We start from the raw sequence: 16,144 nt of genomic DNA, 5'->3' as shown, positions 1-16,144 counted from the left end.
TGACCGGCGCCGTGATCGATAAGATATGTGCAGACTAGTAATCTCAGTAAGAAACCGAGAAAAAGATTTTCAAATACGAATGACTTGGAGAGAATTACTATGAGTGAGACAACACCGAAAACAAAAAAAACACAAGAAGTCGATTGGACAAAAGTCGAACGTTTCCTGCGCAAGGCGATTCCGCAATTGCCAGAAGGCGAGATGAAGGTCCGCCAGTTTTCTGAAGGCTATTCAAATCTTACTTACTTGCTGCAGATCGGGGACTGGGAAGGCGTCTTGAGGCGCCCGCCGTTTGGAGAGATCCCGCCAAAAGCACATGATATGGAACGGGAATTCAAGATGCTCGAAAAAGTGCATCCGGTGTTCCCGCTGGCACCTGAACCATATGTGTATTGTGAAGACCCCGAAGTGATGGACAAGCATTTTTACGTCATGGAGAAAAAACAGGGACTCGTCATCGATCAAGAACTCCCTGAAGTATTTGGAAGCTCGGAACAAGTAGGGCCAGTCATCTCCAAGAATGTTATTTCAACATTGGTTCAGTTACAGGCGATCGATTACAAAAAAGCCGGACTTGCTGAGATGGGCAAACCCGAGGGATTCATGGAGCGCCAAGTAAAAGGGTGGATCAAGCGCCACCATCACTCCAAAACTGATGATATCGCCGGGCTTGAAGAGCTGGAGCGATGGCTTACGGCGAATATACCGGTTAACGGGGAAACGACGATCGTCCATAATGATTTTAAGTTAAACAATATGGTGATTGATGAAGAAAGTCCGGGCCTTGCAACCGGCGTTCTTGATTGGGAATTGTCGACAATCGGCGATCCGCTCAGCGATGTCGGATCGACTTTAGCCTATTGGGGACAAGCGGAAGATGCGGATATCGGCATCCACGTCATCTCGAGTCAACCTGGCTTCTACAGCCGCAAGGAGTTCGTGGAAGAGTATGCGAAGCAAAGCGGACGCGATGTATCGAATATCAACTATTACCTAGCGTTCGGGTTCTATAAACTGGCTGGAATTTTGCAGCAAATCTATTATCGCTGGAAAAATGGCGAAATCGAAGATGAACGTTTCCGCCATTTAAACAAAGCGGTCGCGAATCTAATAGATATGGCCAACCGGACGCGTAGGGGCGAAGTACTATAGCAGGCGTCTTGCTAATGGAAGTGTAAAAAGAGGAGGGAAAAGCAATGGAGCAAGAATTTCACTACGCGCCGTTTCGCGTAGAAGCCGGCAAGGTACGGGAATTTGCGCGGGCACTCGGCTTGCAGAATCCGGTTTATTTTGACAGGCAAGCAGCATTGGATGCGGGATACCGGGATATCCCCGCCCCACCTACATACACGACAGTCATCGATTTCTGGAATGAACGAGATTTTTATCAATTGTTCAGTCAGTGGGGATTAGATCCGAATGATATCCTGCACGGCGAGCAAAGTTTCGAATATGGAGAAGATATTATCAGCGGGGATGTCATTACAGCGAAAGCCGTGCTCACTGACCAATTCGATAAAAAAGACAAGCGTTTTTACCAGTTTGAAACCACTTACCGCAATCAAAACCGTGAAGTGGTCCGTATCGGGCGGGCAACCTTAATCGAAAGGCGGGAACAGCATGGCGCAGAAATTGCCGAACATTCATAAAGACGCACTCGCGCCAATCGATATGGTGCGCTATTCAGGTGCGTCCGGCGATTTTAACGAAATTCACACAGTACCGAAAGTGGCGCGCCAAAAAGGCCTCAAGGAACCGATCGCCCATGGCATGTTATTGATGGGCTGGGCAGCAGAGGCGATAGAAGAATGGTTGCCGGACAGGAAGTTAAATAAATTCACCGTGCGCTTTGTCAGTATGGCACATGCAGGCGAGGCATTTGTCATCGAAGGGATGCTGACGACAGAGAATGCAGGTGAGCTGCAGATCAAAGATACTTCCGGTACTGGAAAGCTCGTCGGCAGCTTTGAGATGGAATAACTGGCTGTTGTTCCGTGAATACATTTACTGAACGATACGATAAAGTTAGAGACTAATCTTTCTGTTAATTAAGCGAAAACATGTAAGCCCTTCTGATGCGGGCGGGAAAAGGAGACATGAACATGAAACGTGTATACCTAGTAGATGGGGCAAGAACGGCATTTGGGGCATTCGGCGGTTCGTTTGCCAATACCGATGCAACAGAGCTCGGGACAGCGACAGCGGTGGAAGCGCTCAAAAGAGCGAAGGTCAAAGCGGAACATGTGGATCACGTCATTTACGGAAATGTCATCCAGTCGAACGTCAATGCAGCTTATCTGGCGCGCCACATCGGCTTAAATGCTGGCGTCCCGCAGGAAGTACCAGCTTTAACTTTGAACCGGCTATGCGGGTCCGGTGCGCAGGCGGTCGTTTCCGCAGCGCAGCATATCCTGCTCGGGGAAGCGGATATTGTCTTGGCCGGCGGCGCCGAAAATATGTCGATGTCGCCTTATGCGAATTTTACCCAGCGTTTCAGCAAAGCGAAGATGGGACCGATGCAGTTTGAAGATATGCTTCTTGCGACGCTGACCGATCAATATACGGGAAGCGGCATGGGGATGACGGCGGAAAAATTGGCGGAGCAATACAACATCTCACGTGAAGCGCAAGACGCATTTGCGGTCGAATCGAATCAACGGGCAGCAAAAGCGGCAACGGGCGGACAGTTTGATGAAGAAATTGTCGGTGTCGAAGTGAAAACGCGCAAAGGCACGCTTGTGGTCGACAAAGATGAACACATCAAACCGGATGCTAATACAGAGGGCTTGTCGAAACTGCGCCCGTCGTTTAAAAAAGACGGCTCTGTAACAGCGGGCAACGCTTCAGGCATCAACGACGGGGCGGCGTCTCTTGTCGTGGCAGGGGAAGATGCCGTTACAAAGCACGGCTTGTCGCCTATTGCGCGGATCGTGTCCTGGCATGTGGCTGGTGTAGATCCGACCATCATGGGCATCGGGCCGGCTCCCGCTATCCAGCGTGCACTCGAAAAAGCGGAGCTGACAATGGATGATATCGATTTGGTCGAAGTGAACGAAGCGTTCGCGGCGCAATATTTGGCGGTGGAAAAAGAGCTCGGGCTGGACCGTTCGAAAGTGAATGTCAACGGCGGAGCAATTGCTCTAGGACATCCGGTCGGCGCGAGCGGTGCACGCATCTTGCTGTCGGCGGCTTATGAACTGAAGCGCCGCGGCGGAAAATATGCAGTCGCCAGTTTGTGCATCGGCGGCGGCCAGGGAATTGCGGTGGTGATCGAACATGCCTAAACTTCCTGTTATCGTGGCGCCGATGTTTCTTGTGTCGACGCCTCAAATGGTCATCGAATCCGGGAAAGCGGGCGTTATCGGCTCGTTCCCTTTACTGAATGCGCGCCCCGCCGAAGAATGTGCAAAATGGCTTGTCGAAGTGAAAGAAGCGCTCGGTGAAATTCCGTGGGCGGTCAATTTTATCAGCCACCGCGGCTCGAACAAGCGCTACGATGAAGATGTCGAATTGATCCGTGAGCATAAGCCGCCGATCGTCATCACCTCGCTCGGCTCGCCTGCGGAAGTGCTTGAAATCGTCCATGGATACGGCGGTCTCGTCTATTCAGATGTTGCAAATGTCAAACATGCGAAAAAAGCGGCACAGAGCGGCGTCGACGGATTGATTCTTGTGTGCGCAGGAGCTGGCGGTCACGGCGGCACACTCAATCCCTTCGCCTTCATTGCTTCAGTCAAGAGTTTTTTTGACGGTACGATTATCCTGTCAGGTTCTTTGTCCAGCGGGCAAGATGTGGCGGCTGCTTTATTGATGGGTGCGGATTATGCCTATATGGGTACGCGCTTTTTGGCGGTCGAAGAAAGCAGCGCCCCAGAAGACTATAAGCAGATGGTCATCGATTCCTCGATCGAAGATATTTTATATACCGATTCGTTCAGCGGAGTTCCGGTGAACGTCCTCATCCCGAGCCTTGAAAAACAAGGCATCGATCCGAAAACCTTGAAGCCTAAAAAGGAAGTCGACCTATCCCATCTTGTCAATGCCAAAGCGTGGCGCGATATTTGGTCAGCTGGGCATGGGGTAACGACGGTGACGAAACGCGAAACAGTCAAGGGAGCAGTCGAGCAACTAGAAAGGGAATATGAAGAGGGGGTGAATGCGCTTGTACGAAACAATTAAAATAGAACTTTCGGATGGGATTCTCACATTAACATTGAACCGTCCTGATAAAATGAATGCTTATACAGAAAAAATGAACGATGAGTTGCTTCATTTCTACCAAAACGTTAACGACGACGACGCTGTGCGTGTCATCGTCGTGACGGGGGCGGGGCGCGCGTTTTGTGCCGGGATGGACTTATCGGACGGCGGCTCGACTTTTGCTTCCGAACAAAGCGCGGAAGAGTACCGGGACCTTGGCGGCCAGGTCAGCAACCAGGTGTATGAAGTGAAAAAACCGATTATCGCCGCCATCAACGGCCCAGCGGTCGGCATCGGCATGACGATGACCTTGCCGATGGACATCCGCATCGTCAAAAAAGATGCGAAAATCGGGTTCGTCTTCGGGCGCCGAGGAATCGGCCCAGAAGCTTCATCCGGCTGGTTTTTGCCGCGAATCGTCGGTATAGGAAAAGCGCTCGAGTGGACCTTGACAGGGCGTTACATCCCGACAGCAGAAGCGGTGGAAGCAGGGCTTATGCAATATGAATCGGAAGATCCGCTTGAAAAAGCGTATGAAATTGCCCGGGAAATTGCAGAAAATACCGCCGCCACATCGAACAGTTTCACGCGCCAATTATTATGGAAGATGCTTGGGGCGGATCATCCGCACGAGTCGCATCTCGCGGAATCGAAATTCCTTCACTGGGCGGGGAACAATGCCGATGCGGATGAAGGCATCCAATCCTTTGTCGACAAGCGTAAAGCGGAGTTTCCGATGAAAGCGAGCGAACTTCCGGATTTCTTCATTGAAAAATAAATTGTTCTTAAGCTGCTAAAGCGCTGTAACTGCGCTTTAGCAGCTTTTTTATTGAGTAAGTGAAGATTGCGGAAAATATGAAGCATATGTGTTTACATTTTATACCCTTAGGGGTATATTGGTTTTAAGAAAACGAAAACAGACAAAAGGAGATTGATTCCATGTTATTACGATATTTCTATGACGAAAAATTGGCTCACGCATCTTATGTAGTAGGGTGCCAAAAAACAGGCGAAGCAGTCGTCGTTGATCCGATGCGCGATATCACAGCATACGAAGAACTGGCGAAAAAAGAGAAACTGAATATTGTCGGTGCTCTTGAAACGCATATCCATGCTGACTTTGTATCCGGTTCACGGGAACTGAATGACCGTTTCGGCGCGAAGCTCTATATTTCAGATGAAGGCGATGCCGATTGGAAATATCAGAACCTGGAGGGAATCAGCCATCAATTATTGACAGACGGCGACCAGTTCAAAATCGGCAACCTGATATTTGACGTGATGCATACACCAGGCCATACCCCGGAGAGCATTTCATTCCTATTGACCGATAAAGGTGGATCTGCAGACAAGCCGATGGGCATCTTTACAGGCGATTTCGTCTTTGTCGGTGATGTCGGGCGCCCGGATCTTCTCGAAAAAGCTGCAGGCATCCAAGGAACTTCCGAGTCGGGTGCTGTTGCGATGTTCAAGTCGATCGAACGCTTCAAAGCGCTTGCGGATTATTTGCAAGTTTGGCCAGCGCATGGCGCAGGGTCCGCTTGTGGTAAATCGCTCGGTGCAGTGCCATCGACGACAGTCGGCTACGAAAAAGCTTTTAACTGGGCGATGCAATTCGAGGATGAAGCTTCTTTCAAAAAAGCCTTGCTCGAAGGACAGCCGGAACCGCCGTATTATTTCGCGGTGATGAAATCGGTCAATAAAGTCGGGCCACAGTTGATCCAAGACTTGCCTGAACTCAAAGAAATCACATCAGCTGCAGATATCGAAGCGCTGCTTGCTGAAGGCAAGCAAGTGCTTGATATGCGCCCGGCAGATGTTTACAGCAAAGGCCATATCCAAGGAACGATCAACATCCCATTCAACAATTCCTTCACGAACTGGGCAGGCTGGGTCGTCGATTACAACAAGCCGCTCTATCTTCTTGTCGATACGAAAGTGCTCGATGAAGCATTAGTCGCCCTCCGTTCGGTCGGAATCGATGAAGTCTACGGTTTTGCAGAGGCGGAAAATGTCATGGCGCAAGCTGAAAACTTGGCTTCTTATGAAAACGTCTCACCATCCGAGGCGGATGAAATGGTCGAAAAAGGCGAAGCGTACGTGCTCGATGTCCGCAACCAGACAGAGTTCAACGAAGGACATATTGACAACGCCCAGCACATCATGGTTGGCACCTTGAAAAATCGCCTGGATGAAGTCGCTACAGGCAAAACAATCATTGTCCAATGCCAGGCCGGCGCCCGTTCCGCTATCGCGGCAAGCGTCCTAAAAGCGAACGGGATCGATAACTTGGTCAATATGGCAGGCGGCTATAACAAATGGCAGCAAGAAGTCGCATCCATTAAACAATAATAGGGACACAACCGCTTAAGTTTTGGCTTCGGCGGTTTTCCTTTGAAAAACACAATCCAGAAGGGGAAGATCGAAACAATGAGCATTGGCATCCCGATTGCGCTGCTGGCTCTTGCCGGCTCCAACGGTTTCTATAAACGCTTTGTCACGGCCAAAGGGGTCAAGCACGATTGTGCTGACAACGTGAAAGAAAATGGTGATATTCTCTTGCTGGATGTGAGAGCCTATAATATTTCCTATAAAGATCCCATCGAAGGCGCATTCGAACTACCGGTCGCTTATTTCATCCGTGGCTACGAAGAAATAAAGGACAGCCCGATCCACATTATCGCTTCTGATAAAATGGAAAAGAATATGGCTGTCCGCTTGCTTCGAAAGAAAGATAAGAATGTCATCAGCTATAGCCTAACCGAAGAAAATTGCGGTGAGCGAATGATTGCTAAGTAATATTTAAAACCTCGACTTCAATTGTCGGGGTATTTTTATGTGCTTGTGAAAGAAACTGAAATGAAAAACCGCGTTGACAAGAAGAAAAGGAAGTTTTATAGTATGTGTAACCGGTTACATATAACCTAAGAACGGAGAAGAGCGATGACAACGATCAGAGATGTAGCGAAAAAAGCAGGCGTTTCCGTTGCGACGGTTTCACGGTTTTTGAATGGCAGCGGCTATGTCAGCGCAGATTCCGCCAAAGCGGTAACAGAAGCCGTCGAGGAATTGGAATATGAATTGAATCCGGTCGCGCGCTCTTTGAATACGAAACGTTCCAATTTGATTGGGCTCATTTTACCGGACATCACCAATCCTTTTTTTCCGGAACTTGCGCGGGCCGTAGAGGACGTAGCGCTGAGCTACGGATATACCGTTATTTTGTGCAATTCCGACGAAGATCCGAAAAAAGAGAAAAACTATATTGAAACCTTGAAGAAAAAATACATCGCCGGCTTTATCGTCACATCCAACCAGTTGGATGCGCCGCATTACGCTGATACAAAGCTGCCGATTGTGGCACTTGACCGTGCGATCAATGAAAATATTCCGATTGTGTCATCGAACAATAAAGAAGGAGCAGTGCTTGGGACCAATGCGTTGCTCGAGCGGGGATGCCAAAACATCTTGTTCCTGCGGGGACCAGAAGCGCTGAACCCTGCCAATGACCGCTATGAAGGGTTCATGGAAGCGATCGGAAAATCGGATGTCGACTACCGCATCGTCACTTGCCCGTTCCATTATGCGGAGTCGCAAAAGATTGTGGAACATGAATTACAGAAAGGCCCGAAAATCGATGGGATTTTCGCTTCGAGTGATGTGTCAGCCGCTGGGGCTTTGAAGGCAGCGGCAATACTCGGCAGAAACGTGCCGGATGATTTGCAGATCGTCGGATTCGACGGCATCGCAATGGGTGAGATGCTGTCGCCCGGGCTCTCGACCGTTGCACAGGATGTCTATAAAATGGGCGCGATCGCAACGCGCGTCCTGATCAAGCGAATCGAGAACAAACCTGTGGAAGAAAGCTTCTACGAAATTCCGGTCAAGTTGATATTACGTGGCACAACAAGGAGTGTGGAATGATGATTACAGTGGTAGGAAGTATCAATATGGATCTTGTCGTCGGAACGGAAAAATTTCCGAAGCAAGGTGAAACAGTGCTAGGCAATTTATATACGACCGTCTCTGGAGGGAAAGGCGCCAACCAGGCAGTCGCCGCAGCGAGGCTCGGCGATCAAGTCCATATGATCGGGGCAGTCGGCAGCGACGCGTTCGGCACACAGCTTCTCGAAGGGCTGGAAAAAGAACAGATTAATACACAAGGCATCAAAAAAACCGACGGGGCAAGCGGAATCGCCAATATCCTCTTATCAGAAGGCGACAACCGCATCATTGTCGTACCAGGCGCAAACCACGAACTGACGAAATCGGACGTCGATGCACAGCAATCAGTGATCGAAAAAAGTTCAATGGTCATCTTGCAATTGGAACTGCCGATTCCGGTCGTGGAATATACATTGCAACTTGCTAAAGAGCTCGGGGTACCGGCCATTTTGAATCCAGCCCCAGCCGGTGGATTTACGGAGGCGATGAAACAAGCGGACTTCTTGACACCGAATGAAACCGAAGCGGAAGAGCTGTTCGGAGAAAACTGGGAATTGGAATTGGAACGCTATCCGAACCGCATGATCGTGACGCTCGGGAAAAACGGTGCCCGCTATTTCGACGGCGACAAGCACGTAACAGTCGAAGGCTTTCCGACACAAGCGGTCGATACAACGGGCGCGGGAGACACTTTTAATGGTGCCTTAGCAGTGGCATTAGCGGAAGGCAGTGATTTCAAGGATGCGGTACGTTTCGCCAATGCAGCAGCTTCGATATCGGTCGAGAAATTTGGCGCACAAGGCGGCATGCCGAACCACGCAGAAGTCGTTTCCCGGATGGAGGCAGCAAAATGAAAAAACAAGGCATGATCAATCGTGACATCGCCGGTCAATTGGCACGGTTTGGGCATACGGATTTGCTTGTCATTGCTGATTGCGGGCTGCCAGTGCCCGAGCATGTGCCATGCGTCGATCTTTCGTACCGCATCGGGGAGCCGTCTTTTCAAACGGTGCTGGATGCCGTGCTCGAGGACTTTGAAGCAGAAGTTGCTTATATTGCCCGGGAAATAAGCGATCACAATAAAGGATTGGAAGCCGGTATGCATGAGCAATTGGATTGCCGCTACATAAGCCATAAGGAACTAAAGGCGATGAGCCATAACGCCAAACTGATTATCCGCACAGGGGAAGCAAGCCCTTATGCGAATGTCATTCTCCAGTCGGGTGTCATCTTTTAATGAGGCAGGTGAACGAAATGATTCAAATGATCAACATGACCGATATTTGCAAGTCGTTCAGCGGCAATATGGTTTTGAAGAATGTCCATTTCTCACTGCAAAAAGGCGAAATCCACGCCTTAATGGGCGAGAACGGCGCCGGCAAGTCGACTTTGATGAAAATCATGTCGGGCATCTACACCCGTGACTCGGGAACGGTGGAAGTCAAAGAAAAAAAGGTCGAATTCACTTCGCCGAAACAGGCAGAGGCAGAAGGCATTGCCGTCATTCACCAGGAATTGAATATCTTGCCGCACCTGTCGATTGCGGACAACCTCTTTCTCGGCCGCGAGGAAACCGTTGGCCGCACAGGCATCCTGAAGACCAAGGACATGGAACGGAAAACGAAAAAGATCTTGGGGGATTTGGGGCTCGATATCGATCCATCCCTTCCAGCGAGTACGTTGTCAGTAGGCCAGCAACAATTGGTGGAAATCGGCAAAGCATTGTCGATGGAGGCGGAAATGATCATCATGGATGAACCGACGGCAGCGCTCACAGACCGCGAGATTGAAACTCTATTCGTGACGATCCGCGAGCTGCAAAAGCGCGGCGTCTCGTTTGTGTATATTTCACACCGCATGGAAGAAATTTTTTCATTATGTGACCGCATCACCATTTTGCGCGACGGTGAATTTGTTGGTGAACGGAAGATTAGCGAAACTAGCTTCGAAGAAATTGTCCAGTTGATGGTCGGCCGTGAACTCGGCGACCGTTTCCCGGAACGGAATTCGGCAATCGGTGACGTGAAGCTGTCAGTTAAAGGCTTAACGCGTAAAGGATGCTTTGAAGATGTATCCTTCGATATCCACAAAGGGGAAATCGTGTCGATTGCCGGGCTGATGGGGGCAGGGCGCACAGAAGTGGCGCAGTCGCTATTCGGATATAAGAAAGCGGATTCAGGAACGGTGGAACTTGATGGCAAGCCAGTGAAAATCGACAATCCGCAAAAAGCGAAAGGGCTTGGGATCGGCTACGTCACTGAAGACCGCAAAACCGAAGGGTTGATCGTCGATTTTACTGTAGAAGAAAACATTAGCATGGCGAACTTCGAATCGATTTCTAATAAGGGCCTGCTGTCGAAAGACAAAGAACGCAGCCTGTATGACCGGATGGTGAAACGCCTCGGGATCCGGACTTCAGGGCCTGATCAGGCGGCCAAATCGCTCAGCGGAGGCAACCAGCAAAAAGTCGTCATTGCGAAATGGCTCGGCATCGAACCGGATGTGCTCATACTCGATGAACCGACACGTGGAGTCGATGTCGGTGCCAAGAAAGAGATTTATTCGATCATCAACGAATTGGCAGCTCGTGGCGTCGCCATCTTGATGATTTCTTCCGAACTTCCGGAAGTGATTGGCATGGCCGACCGCGTGCTCGTCATGCACGAAGGCAAACTGACGGCAGATGTGCCGAAACAGAAAATGACTCAGGAAACGATTATGCATTATGCAACAGGAGGTGGAAAACTTGAAGCTGAAGTCCGCTAATACAAGCTTGTTCCAAAAAATCGCGCCGTTTATTGGTTTGATTTTAATCATCATTATCATTACCGCAATAAATCCAAGTTTTCTATCCATGAGCAATATTTTGAACGTCCTCCGGCAAGTGTCGATCAATGCGTTGATCGCATTCGGCATGACCTTTGTCATCTTGACCGGCGGCATCGACTTATCGGTCGGTTCGATCTTGGCGCTTACGGGTGCTGTGACAGCCGGCATGATGGCTTCAGGAATTGACCCGATCTTAGCGATGCTGTTGGGGCTGTTCCTCGGAGCAGTTCTCGGAGCCATCAACGGTGTCATCATCGCGAAAGGCAAGGTGGCACCATTCATCGCGACGCTTGCGACGATGACCATTTATCGTGGCTTAACGCTCGTCTACACAGAAGGCCGGCCGATTTCTGGGCTAGGCGACAGCATGGCTTTCCAGATGCTCGGTAAAGGTTATTTCCTCGGTATTCCGATACCGGTCGTGACAATGCTTATCAGTTTTGGAATTCTTTATTTCATCTTGAAGAAAACGACCTTCGGGCGTCGCGTCTACGCAGTCGGCGGCAACGAGGAAGCTTCCGTGCTTTCGGGAATTAACGCCGACCGCATCAAAATTTACGTATATTCCTTGGTCGGGGCACTTGCTGCACTGGCGTCGCTGATCTTGACTTCACGTTTGAATTCAGCTCAGCCGACAGCCGGCCAGATGTTTGAACTCGATGCCATCGCAGCCGTCGTGCTTGGGGGAACGAGTTTGACAGGCGGCCGCGGCTGGATTGTCGGTACCTTGATAGGTGCTTTGATTATCGGTGTCTTGAACAATGGTTTGAACTTGATCGGGGTTTCCTCCTTCTTCCAGCAAGTGGTGAAGGGTGCCGTTATATTGCTTGCAGTATTGCTAGACCGTAAAAAAACAGCATAAGGAGTGGTAGAAATGAAGAAAATGTTATTGATGTTCGTCCTTTTGGCAATGATGGTTTTGGCCGCATGTTCGATGGAAGCACCAGGTTCAGATTCAGAAGAAACAACAGGCGGTGAAGAAGCGAGTGGCGATTACACAGTCGGTTTCTCGATTTCGACATTGAACAATCCGTTCTTCGTGACATTGAGCGAAGGCGCGGAAGCCAAAGCTTCCGAACTGGGCGCAAGCTTATCGGTAGTTGATGCGCAAGACGATGCATCGAAACAAGCGAGTGATGTAGAAGATTTAATCCAACAAGGTGTAGATATGATTTTGATTAACCCTGTTGATTCTGAAGCCGTAGCTTCGGCGGTGGCCTCTGCAAATAATGCCAATATTCCTGTTATTACTGTAGACCGCAGTGCAGAAAGCGGCGAAGTTGTTTCCCATATCGCTTCGGATAACGTAGCAGGCGGCGAAATGGCTGGTGATTACTTGTTGTCACTTGTGGGTGAAGGTGCGCAAGTAGCGGAGCTTGAAGGCGTACCAGGATCTTCGGCAGCACGCGAGCGTGGAGAAGGATTCAATAATGTTGCAACAGAAAGCTTGGATGTGGTCGCCAAACAAACGGCGAACTTCAACCGGGCAGAAGGTTTATCAGTCATGGAAAACATTCTGCAAGCAAACCCTGATGTAACAGGAGTGTTTGCGCATAACGACGAAATGGCACTCGGTGCGCTTGAAGCAATCGAAGCTTCCGGAAAAGATGTTACAGTTGTCGGTTTTGATGCAACGAATGACGCTGTTGCAGCAGTTGAAGAAGGCCGGCTTGCCGGAACGATTGCCCAAAAACCGGAATTGATCGGTGAAATGGCTGTTGAAACAGCAATCCAGCATTTGGATGGCGAAGAAGTGGAAGCATCGATTCCAGTAGAATTGGAATTGATCCAGCAATAATAAAGATGAAACCGTACCGGCATTTTTGCCGGGGCGGTTTTTTTAATGGAGCTAGGCGGAAAGAACCTAGCGAAAAAGAATTGAAGAAAAACATAGATTTTATTTGGATTTTTTTAATAATAATATAAGATAGTAGTAAGTCGTTAGTTCTGATTATTCAGATATCATAAAATTCTAATTTTATTTATGGTACATTTTTTGTAAACCATTTGGAGGAGGAAATAAAATGGCGAAATTGAATCGATGGAGAGCAGCGGGATTGCTCGTGCTGGCAGGGACTCACGCGGTATCTCCATTGCAGATGGGGAGGGATGGGAAGAGGGCAGGGGCAAACAGTGAATATGCAGCATTAACTGCGCAAGTAAATGATATTCTTCAAACTGGACGCTTGGACGGTGCGCTGGCAGCAGTCAGTATCCGAAAAGCGGAAAGTGGGGAAAAGATATACGATCACGTATTGACTTTCTCACCGAATAAAGATTATGATGCCGGGTCGATCATCGTGGAGACCGCTGGCGATTTGCCGCGGCGCCCAGATTTTGAATATCCCAGCTGGCAGGGACATGTATCAGGATACACCGTCACAATTGGCGGGTAACCTGTTGCAGCACCAGCAGCGTGCACCGAGAGAGCATGGCTCTCATTTTGTCGAAGTAGCGGAAGGTTCGCTGTTGCACAGGCTGACAGATTCTCTGAAGCTCAAGGTCAATAGCCGCCACCACCAGTCGAACCGCCGAGTGCCGGATCATTATCTCGTTTCCGGCATCGCAAGCGACGGAGTCATAGAAGCGATTGAAAGCAAAGAGCATGGTTTCGCGCTTGGGCTGCAGTGGCATCCGGAAAATATGGCGTGTGCAGGCGAGGCAGCCTCTCTACGGATCTTCGAAGGCTTTGTTCGCGCATGCACGGAAGAGGGGGATGAATAGTGCAGATCATCGATACGCATTGCGATGCCCTATTGAAACTGCAGGTGGCGAAGCGCAAGGAATTGTTTTGGGGAAAGCCGGTGCGCTTTTTCGATGGGGAAGAGCTCGACACCAATTTTCTGCGCTTGCGGCAAGGCGGTGTGAAAGTCCAGTTTTTCGCGGTGTTCGTGCATCCAGAACTGCCGGACAATGAGAAATGGCAGCACGCATTGGAGCAGGTCGATGTGTTCTATAGCGAAGTGCTCGCGCAGCCGCTCATGAAACACATCCGCAATTGGGAAGATATCGACACGCTGGACCCGGATGAAATCGGTGCTGTGCTCGCGCTCGAAGGGGCGGATGGCTTCGGAAATGATCTTGCGAAACTTCGGCACCTCTACAGGCTTGGCCTACTGTCGCTTGGGCTGACATGGAATTTCGCCAATCTCTGCGCGGACGGGGTCGGTGAACCGAGAGGCGGCGGGTTGACGCTGCTTGGCAAGCAAGTGGTGCAACTGAATAATGACCATCGGGTTTTCACGGACGTGTCCCATTTGTCAGTCGACGGATTTTGGGACGTGATGGAACTCGCTGAGTATCCGATTGCGAGCCATTCCAATGTGCGTAAATTATGCGACCATCCACGGAATCTTGATGATGAGCAAATCGAAGCGATGTTCTCGCGTAACGGCTTGATTGATGTCGTGTTTTGTCCGGAGTTCATCAACCACGGAAGCCAGCAGGCGACGATTGAGGATTTGCTGCGCCATGTCGACCATCTTTGTGCGCTCGGCGGAGAACACCATATCGGCCTGGGATCTGATTTCGATGGGATTTTCGATCATGTCACAAAGCTTGAAAATGCTTCAGCTTACCCCAATTTAATCGATGCTTTGCAAAAACGCTATTCGGAAACCCAGGTGGAAGGATTCGCGTTTCGGAACTTCCTGGCGCATCGGCCCGGTATTGGAGAAGCAAACCGGAAAATATAAAAAAAGCCATCCGCTAGTGAATCAGCGGATGGCTTTTGGCATTAATACTTATTCATTGAAGACTCTGTATTACCCGATTCAGCAGTTTGCAATTTGCTTTCTTCGGTGTCGCTCTTGGCATGCTTGCGGCGGTGCAGAATCGCGTTGATTTCAGCTCCAACAACCAGGATCAAGCCGGTCAGGAAGAACCAAAGAATTAGGATGATTAATCCACCAAGGCTTCCGTAAGTAGCAGAAAAGTTTCCGAAGTTCGATACATAGAAAGAGAAGCCAAGAGAAACAAGCTGCCAGAGAACCGTAGCGATGAATGCCCCGACGATAACTTCCTTAAATGGGAATTGCTTGTTCGGTGCAAATTTGTAAAGCATAGCCAGTACCAAGCTCATAACCGCAATGGAAATGACCCAGCGAAGTACTTGGAAGATAATTTCTGTTTGTTGAGGCAAGTTCAGTAAATCGGTAAGCATATTGATAATTGCACCGCCAAAAATAGGCAGGACCAACGCAACGATTACAGCAATTAACATGAATAGCGTTAACATGATTGCCACTGCTTTTTTCTTAATGAACGACCGCGTTTCCTCTACGTCATATGCTTGGTTCGTCGCATCAATAAACGCCGTCATTGCATTGGATGCTGACCAAAGAGTACCCAAAATACCGAAAGTCAAGAGACCGCCGGATGGTGTCGTCACGACACTAATAATATTTTCTTGAAAGGTTTCTGCAACTTCGCCTGGCAGGATGCTGCCGATAAAATCGACTACCCGCTGTGGGTCAAGCTGTAAATACGGCAGGATAGCCAATAGCAATATCAATAAAGGAACAATTGCCAATAAATAATAATAAGCCTGGGCTGCCGCAAGTGTCGTCGCATTATCTTTCTTAAATTCCGACCCTAGTTCTTTAGCGTAAGACGTCACTTTGCTCATAACTTCGTACCTCCATTTTTTAGTAAAGTTATTAAGTATATGCCCGTTGCAGCCAAGCGATAACCCTGAAAAAGTAAATTTACCGTTTTACGCCTTTTTATACCAGGTTAATCGATTAAGCGGATGCCAATGAGATCGTTGAAAATAATGTGAACCACATTGTCTCCAGACTTTACTGTCATAGTTTGGCCAAGCAGGTCGATGGAGGCGATAACACCCGTCGCGGTTGCCAGCCCGCCGTCCCAATAGCGCAGTTCCACCATGCATTGCCGCTGATGCGCAATGCTGATTTCCTCCTGCAATAAACCAAGTTCTTCTTCATCAAGATGGGGCTTATGCATGGAAGGTTCATCGGCCCGCCACTCCCGCAGCATTCGGACATGTTCCGGCAGCATTAGTGCACCCCATTTCAATTGCCCCCTGTCCAAGATGTCGCCTTTCACCGTCAAATGCTGATTCTTTTTCATCTTCACCACTCCTCTCTTTAATATAAGAACACTTGTTCTTATGTTAAAGAAGTAATGGGGGATGGTCAATCACTTC

Annotated in this window: 19 protein-coding genes; 17 read left to right on the top strand and 2 right to left on the bottom strand. The window is 49.3% G+C overall.

Annotation, left to right across the window (positions count from 1 at the left end; genetic code table 11):
* Positions 1–99 precede the first annotated feature (99 nt).
* The 17 genes from KTG14_RS07070 to KTG14_RS06990 all read left to right on the top strand — a co-directional run bounded on the left by KTG14_RS07070 (position 100) and on the right by KTG14_RS06990 (position 14,669).
* On the top strand, positions 100–1,152 hold the full coding sequence (locus tag KTG14_RS07070; protein ID WP_216970264.1) for a phosphotransferase family protein: 1,053 nt from the start codon (positions 100–102) through the stop codon (positions 1,150–1,152).
* Positions 1,153–1,196: 44 nt separating this feature from the next.
* The gene (locus KTG14_RS07065) at positions 1,197–1,649 is read left to right on the top strand and encodes an FAS1-like dehydratase domain-containing protein (RefSeq protein WP_216970263.1); all 453 of its coding nucleotides are present in this window, start codon (positions 1,197–1,199) and stop codon (positions 1,647–1,649) included.
* Positions 1,621–1,980, top strand: coding sequence for a MaoC/PaaZ C-terminal domain-containing protein (locus KTG14_RS07060; RefSeq protein WP_216970262.1), 360 nt, complete (start codon positions 1,621–1,623; stop codon positions 1,978–1,980). The genes KTG14_RS07065 and KTG14_RS07060 overlap by 29 nt, the downstream gene beginning before the upstream one ends.
* A 122-nt stretch (positions 1,981–2,102) precedes the next feature.
* Positions 2,103–3,284 (top strand): acetyl-CoA C-acetyltransferase, encoded by a 1,182-nt coding sequence (locus KTG14_RS07055; protein WP_216970261.1) that lies wholly within the window; start codon positions 2,103–2,105, stop codon positions 3,282–3,284.
* Positions 3,277–4,179, top strand: a complete 903-nt coding sequence (locus KTG14_RS07050; RefSeq protein ID WP_216970260.1) for an NAD(P)H-dependent flavin oxidoreductase — start codon at positions 3,277–3,279, stop codon at positions 4,177–4,179. Before KTG14_RS07055 ends, KTG14_RS07050 begins: the two co-directional genes overlap by 8 nt.
* Positions 4,157–4,978 carry an enoyl-CoA hydratase-related protein gene (locus KTG14_RS07045; protein ID WP_254178033.1) on the top strand — a complete coding sequence of 274 codons (822 nt, stop codon included), beginning with the start codon at positions 4,157–4,159 and terminating at the stop codon, positions 4,976–4,978. Before KTG14_RS07050 ends, KTG14_RS07045 begins: the two co-directional genes overlap by 23 nt.
* Positions 4,979–5,139: 161 nt before the next feature.
* On the top strand, positions 5,140–6,552 hold the full coding sequence (locus KTG14_RS07040; RefSeq protein ID WP_216970258.1) for an MBL fold metallo-hydrolase: 1,413 nt from the start codon (positions 5,140–5,142) through the stop codon (positions 6,550–6,552).
* 78 nt (positions 6,553–6,630) lie between these two features.
* Positions 6,631–6,999 carry a hypothetical protein gene (locus tag KTG14_RS07035; RefSeq protein WP_216970257.1) on the top strand — a complete coding sequence of 123 codons (369 nt, stop codon included), beginning with the start codon at positions 6,631–6,633 and terminating at the stop codon, positions 6,997–6,999.
* 144 nt (positions 7,000–7,143) lie between these two features.
* A complete protein-coding gene (locus tag KTG14_RS07030; RefSeq protein WP_216970256.1) occupies positions 7,144–8,124 on the top strand; it encodes a LacI family DNA-binding transcriptional regulator in 981 nt (326 codons plus the stop codon).
* The gene (gene rbsK / locus KTG14_RS07025) at positions 8,124–8,999 is read left to right on the top strand and encodes a ribokinase (protein WP_216970255.1); all 876 of its coding nucleotides are present in this window, start codon (positions 8,124–8,126) and stop codon (positions 8,997–8,999) included. The genes KTG14_RS07030 and rbsK overlap by 1 nt, the downstream gene beginning before the upstream one ends.
* Entirely contained in the window at positions 8,996–9,382 is a 387-nt protein-coding gene (gene rbsD / locus KTG14_RS07020; protein ID WP_216970254.1) for a D-ribose pyranase, read from the top strand. Before rbsK ends, rbsD begins: the two co-directional genes overlap by 4 nt.
* Positions 9,383–9,408: 26 nt before the next feature.
* Positions 9,409–10,911, top strand: coding sequence for a sugar ABC transporter ATP-binding protein (locus tag KTG14_RS07015; protein WP_216970389.1), 1,503 nt, complete (start codon positions 9,409–9,411; stop codon positions 10,909–10,911).
* A complete protein-coding gene (locus KTG14_RS07010) occupies positions 10,892–11,836 on the top strand; it encodes an ABC transporter permease subunit (protein ID WP_249222139.1) in 945 nt (314 codons plus the stop codon). The genes KTG14_RS07015 and KTG14_RS07010 overlap by 20 nt, the downstream gene beginning before the upstream one ends.
* A gap of 12 nt (positions 11,837–11,848) precedes the next feature.
* Complete coding sequence (gene rbsB / locus KTG14_RS07005) at positions 11,849–12,772, top strand: ribose ABC transporter substrate-binding protein RbsB (RefSeq protein WP_216970252.1); 924 nt, start codon at positions 11,849–11,851, stop codon at positions 12,770–12,772.
* Between the two features lie 226 nt (positions 12,773–12,998).
* Positions 12,999–13,370, top strand: coding sequence for a hypothetical protein (locus KTG14_RS07000; protein ID WP_216970251.1), 372 nt, complete (start codon positions 12,999–13,001; stop codon positions 13,368–13,370).
* The gene (locus KTG14_RS06995; protein WP_254178032.1) at positions 13,336–13,698 is read left to right on the top strand and encodes a gamma-glutamyl-gamma-aminobutyrate hydrolase family protein; all 363 of its coding nucleotides are present in this window, start codon (positions 13,336–13,338) and stop codon (positions 13,696–13,698) included. The genes KTG14_RS07000 and KTG14_RS06995 overlap by 35 nt, the downstream gene beginning before the upstream one ends.
* On the top strand, positions 13,698–14,669 hold the full coding sequence (locus tag KTG14_RS06990) for a dipeptidase (protein WP_216970249.1): 972 nt from the start codon (positions 13,698–13,700) through the stop codon (positions 14,667–14,669). The genes KTG14_RS06995 and KTG14_RS06990 overlap by 1 nt, the downstream gene beginning before the upstream one ends.
* Before the next feature lie 41 nt (positions 14,670–14,710).
* Here the strand turns inward: KTG14_RS06990 and KTG14_RS06985 are convergent, their stop codons facing one another.
* Together KTG14_RS06985 and KTG14_RS06980 are read right to left on the bottom strand one after the other, a co-directional pair.
* Positions 14,711–15,601, bottom strand: a complete 891-nt coding sequence (locus KTG14_RS06985) for a YihY/virulence factor BrkB family protein (protein WP_216970248.1) — start codon at positions 15,599–15,601, stop codon at positions 14,711–14,713.
* 107 nt (positions 15,602–15,708) lie between these two features.
* A complete protein-coding gene (locus tag KTG14_RS06980) occupies positions 15,709–16,068 on the bottom strand; it encodes a YolD-like family protein (RefSeq protein WP_216970247.1) in 360 nt (119 codons plus the stop codon).
* Positions 16,069–16,144: the final 76 nt, after the last annotated feature.

Origin of the sequence: Planococcus sp. CP5-4_YE (assembly GCF_019042655.1) — a bacterium.
GTDB lineage: Bacteria > Bacillota > Bacilli > Bacillales_A > Planococcaceae > Planococcus.
Note: the sequence above shows the minus strand (reverse complement) of the source record. Positions and strands in the feature narration are given on the sequence as shown.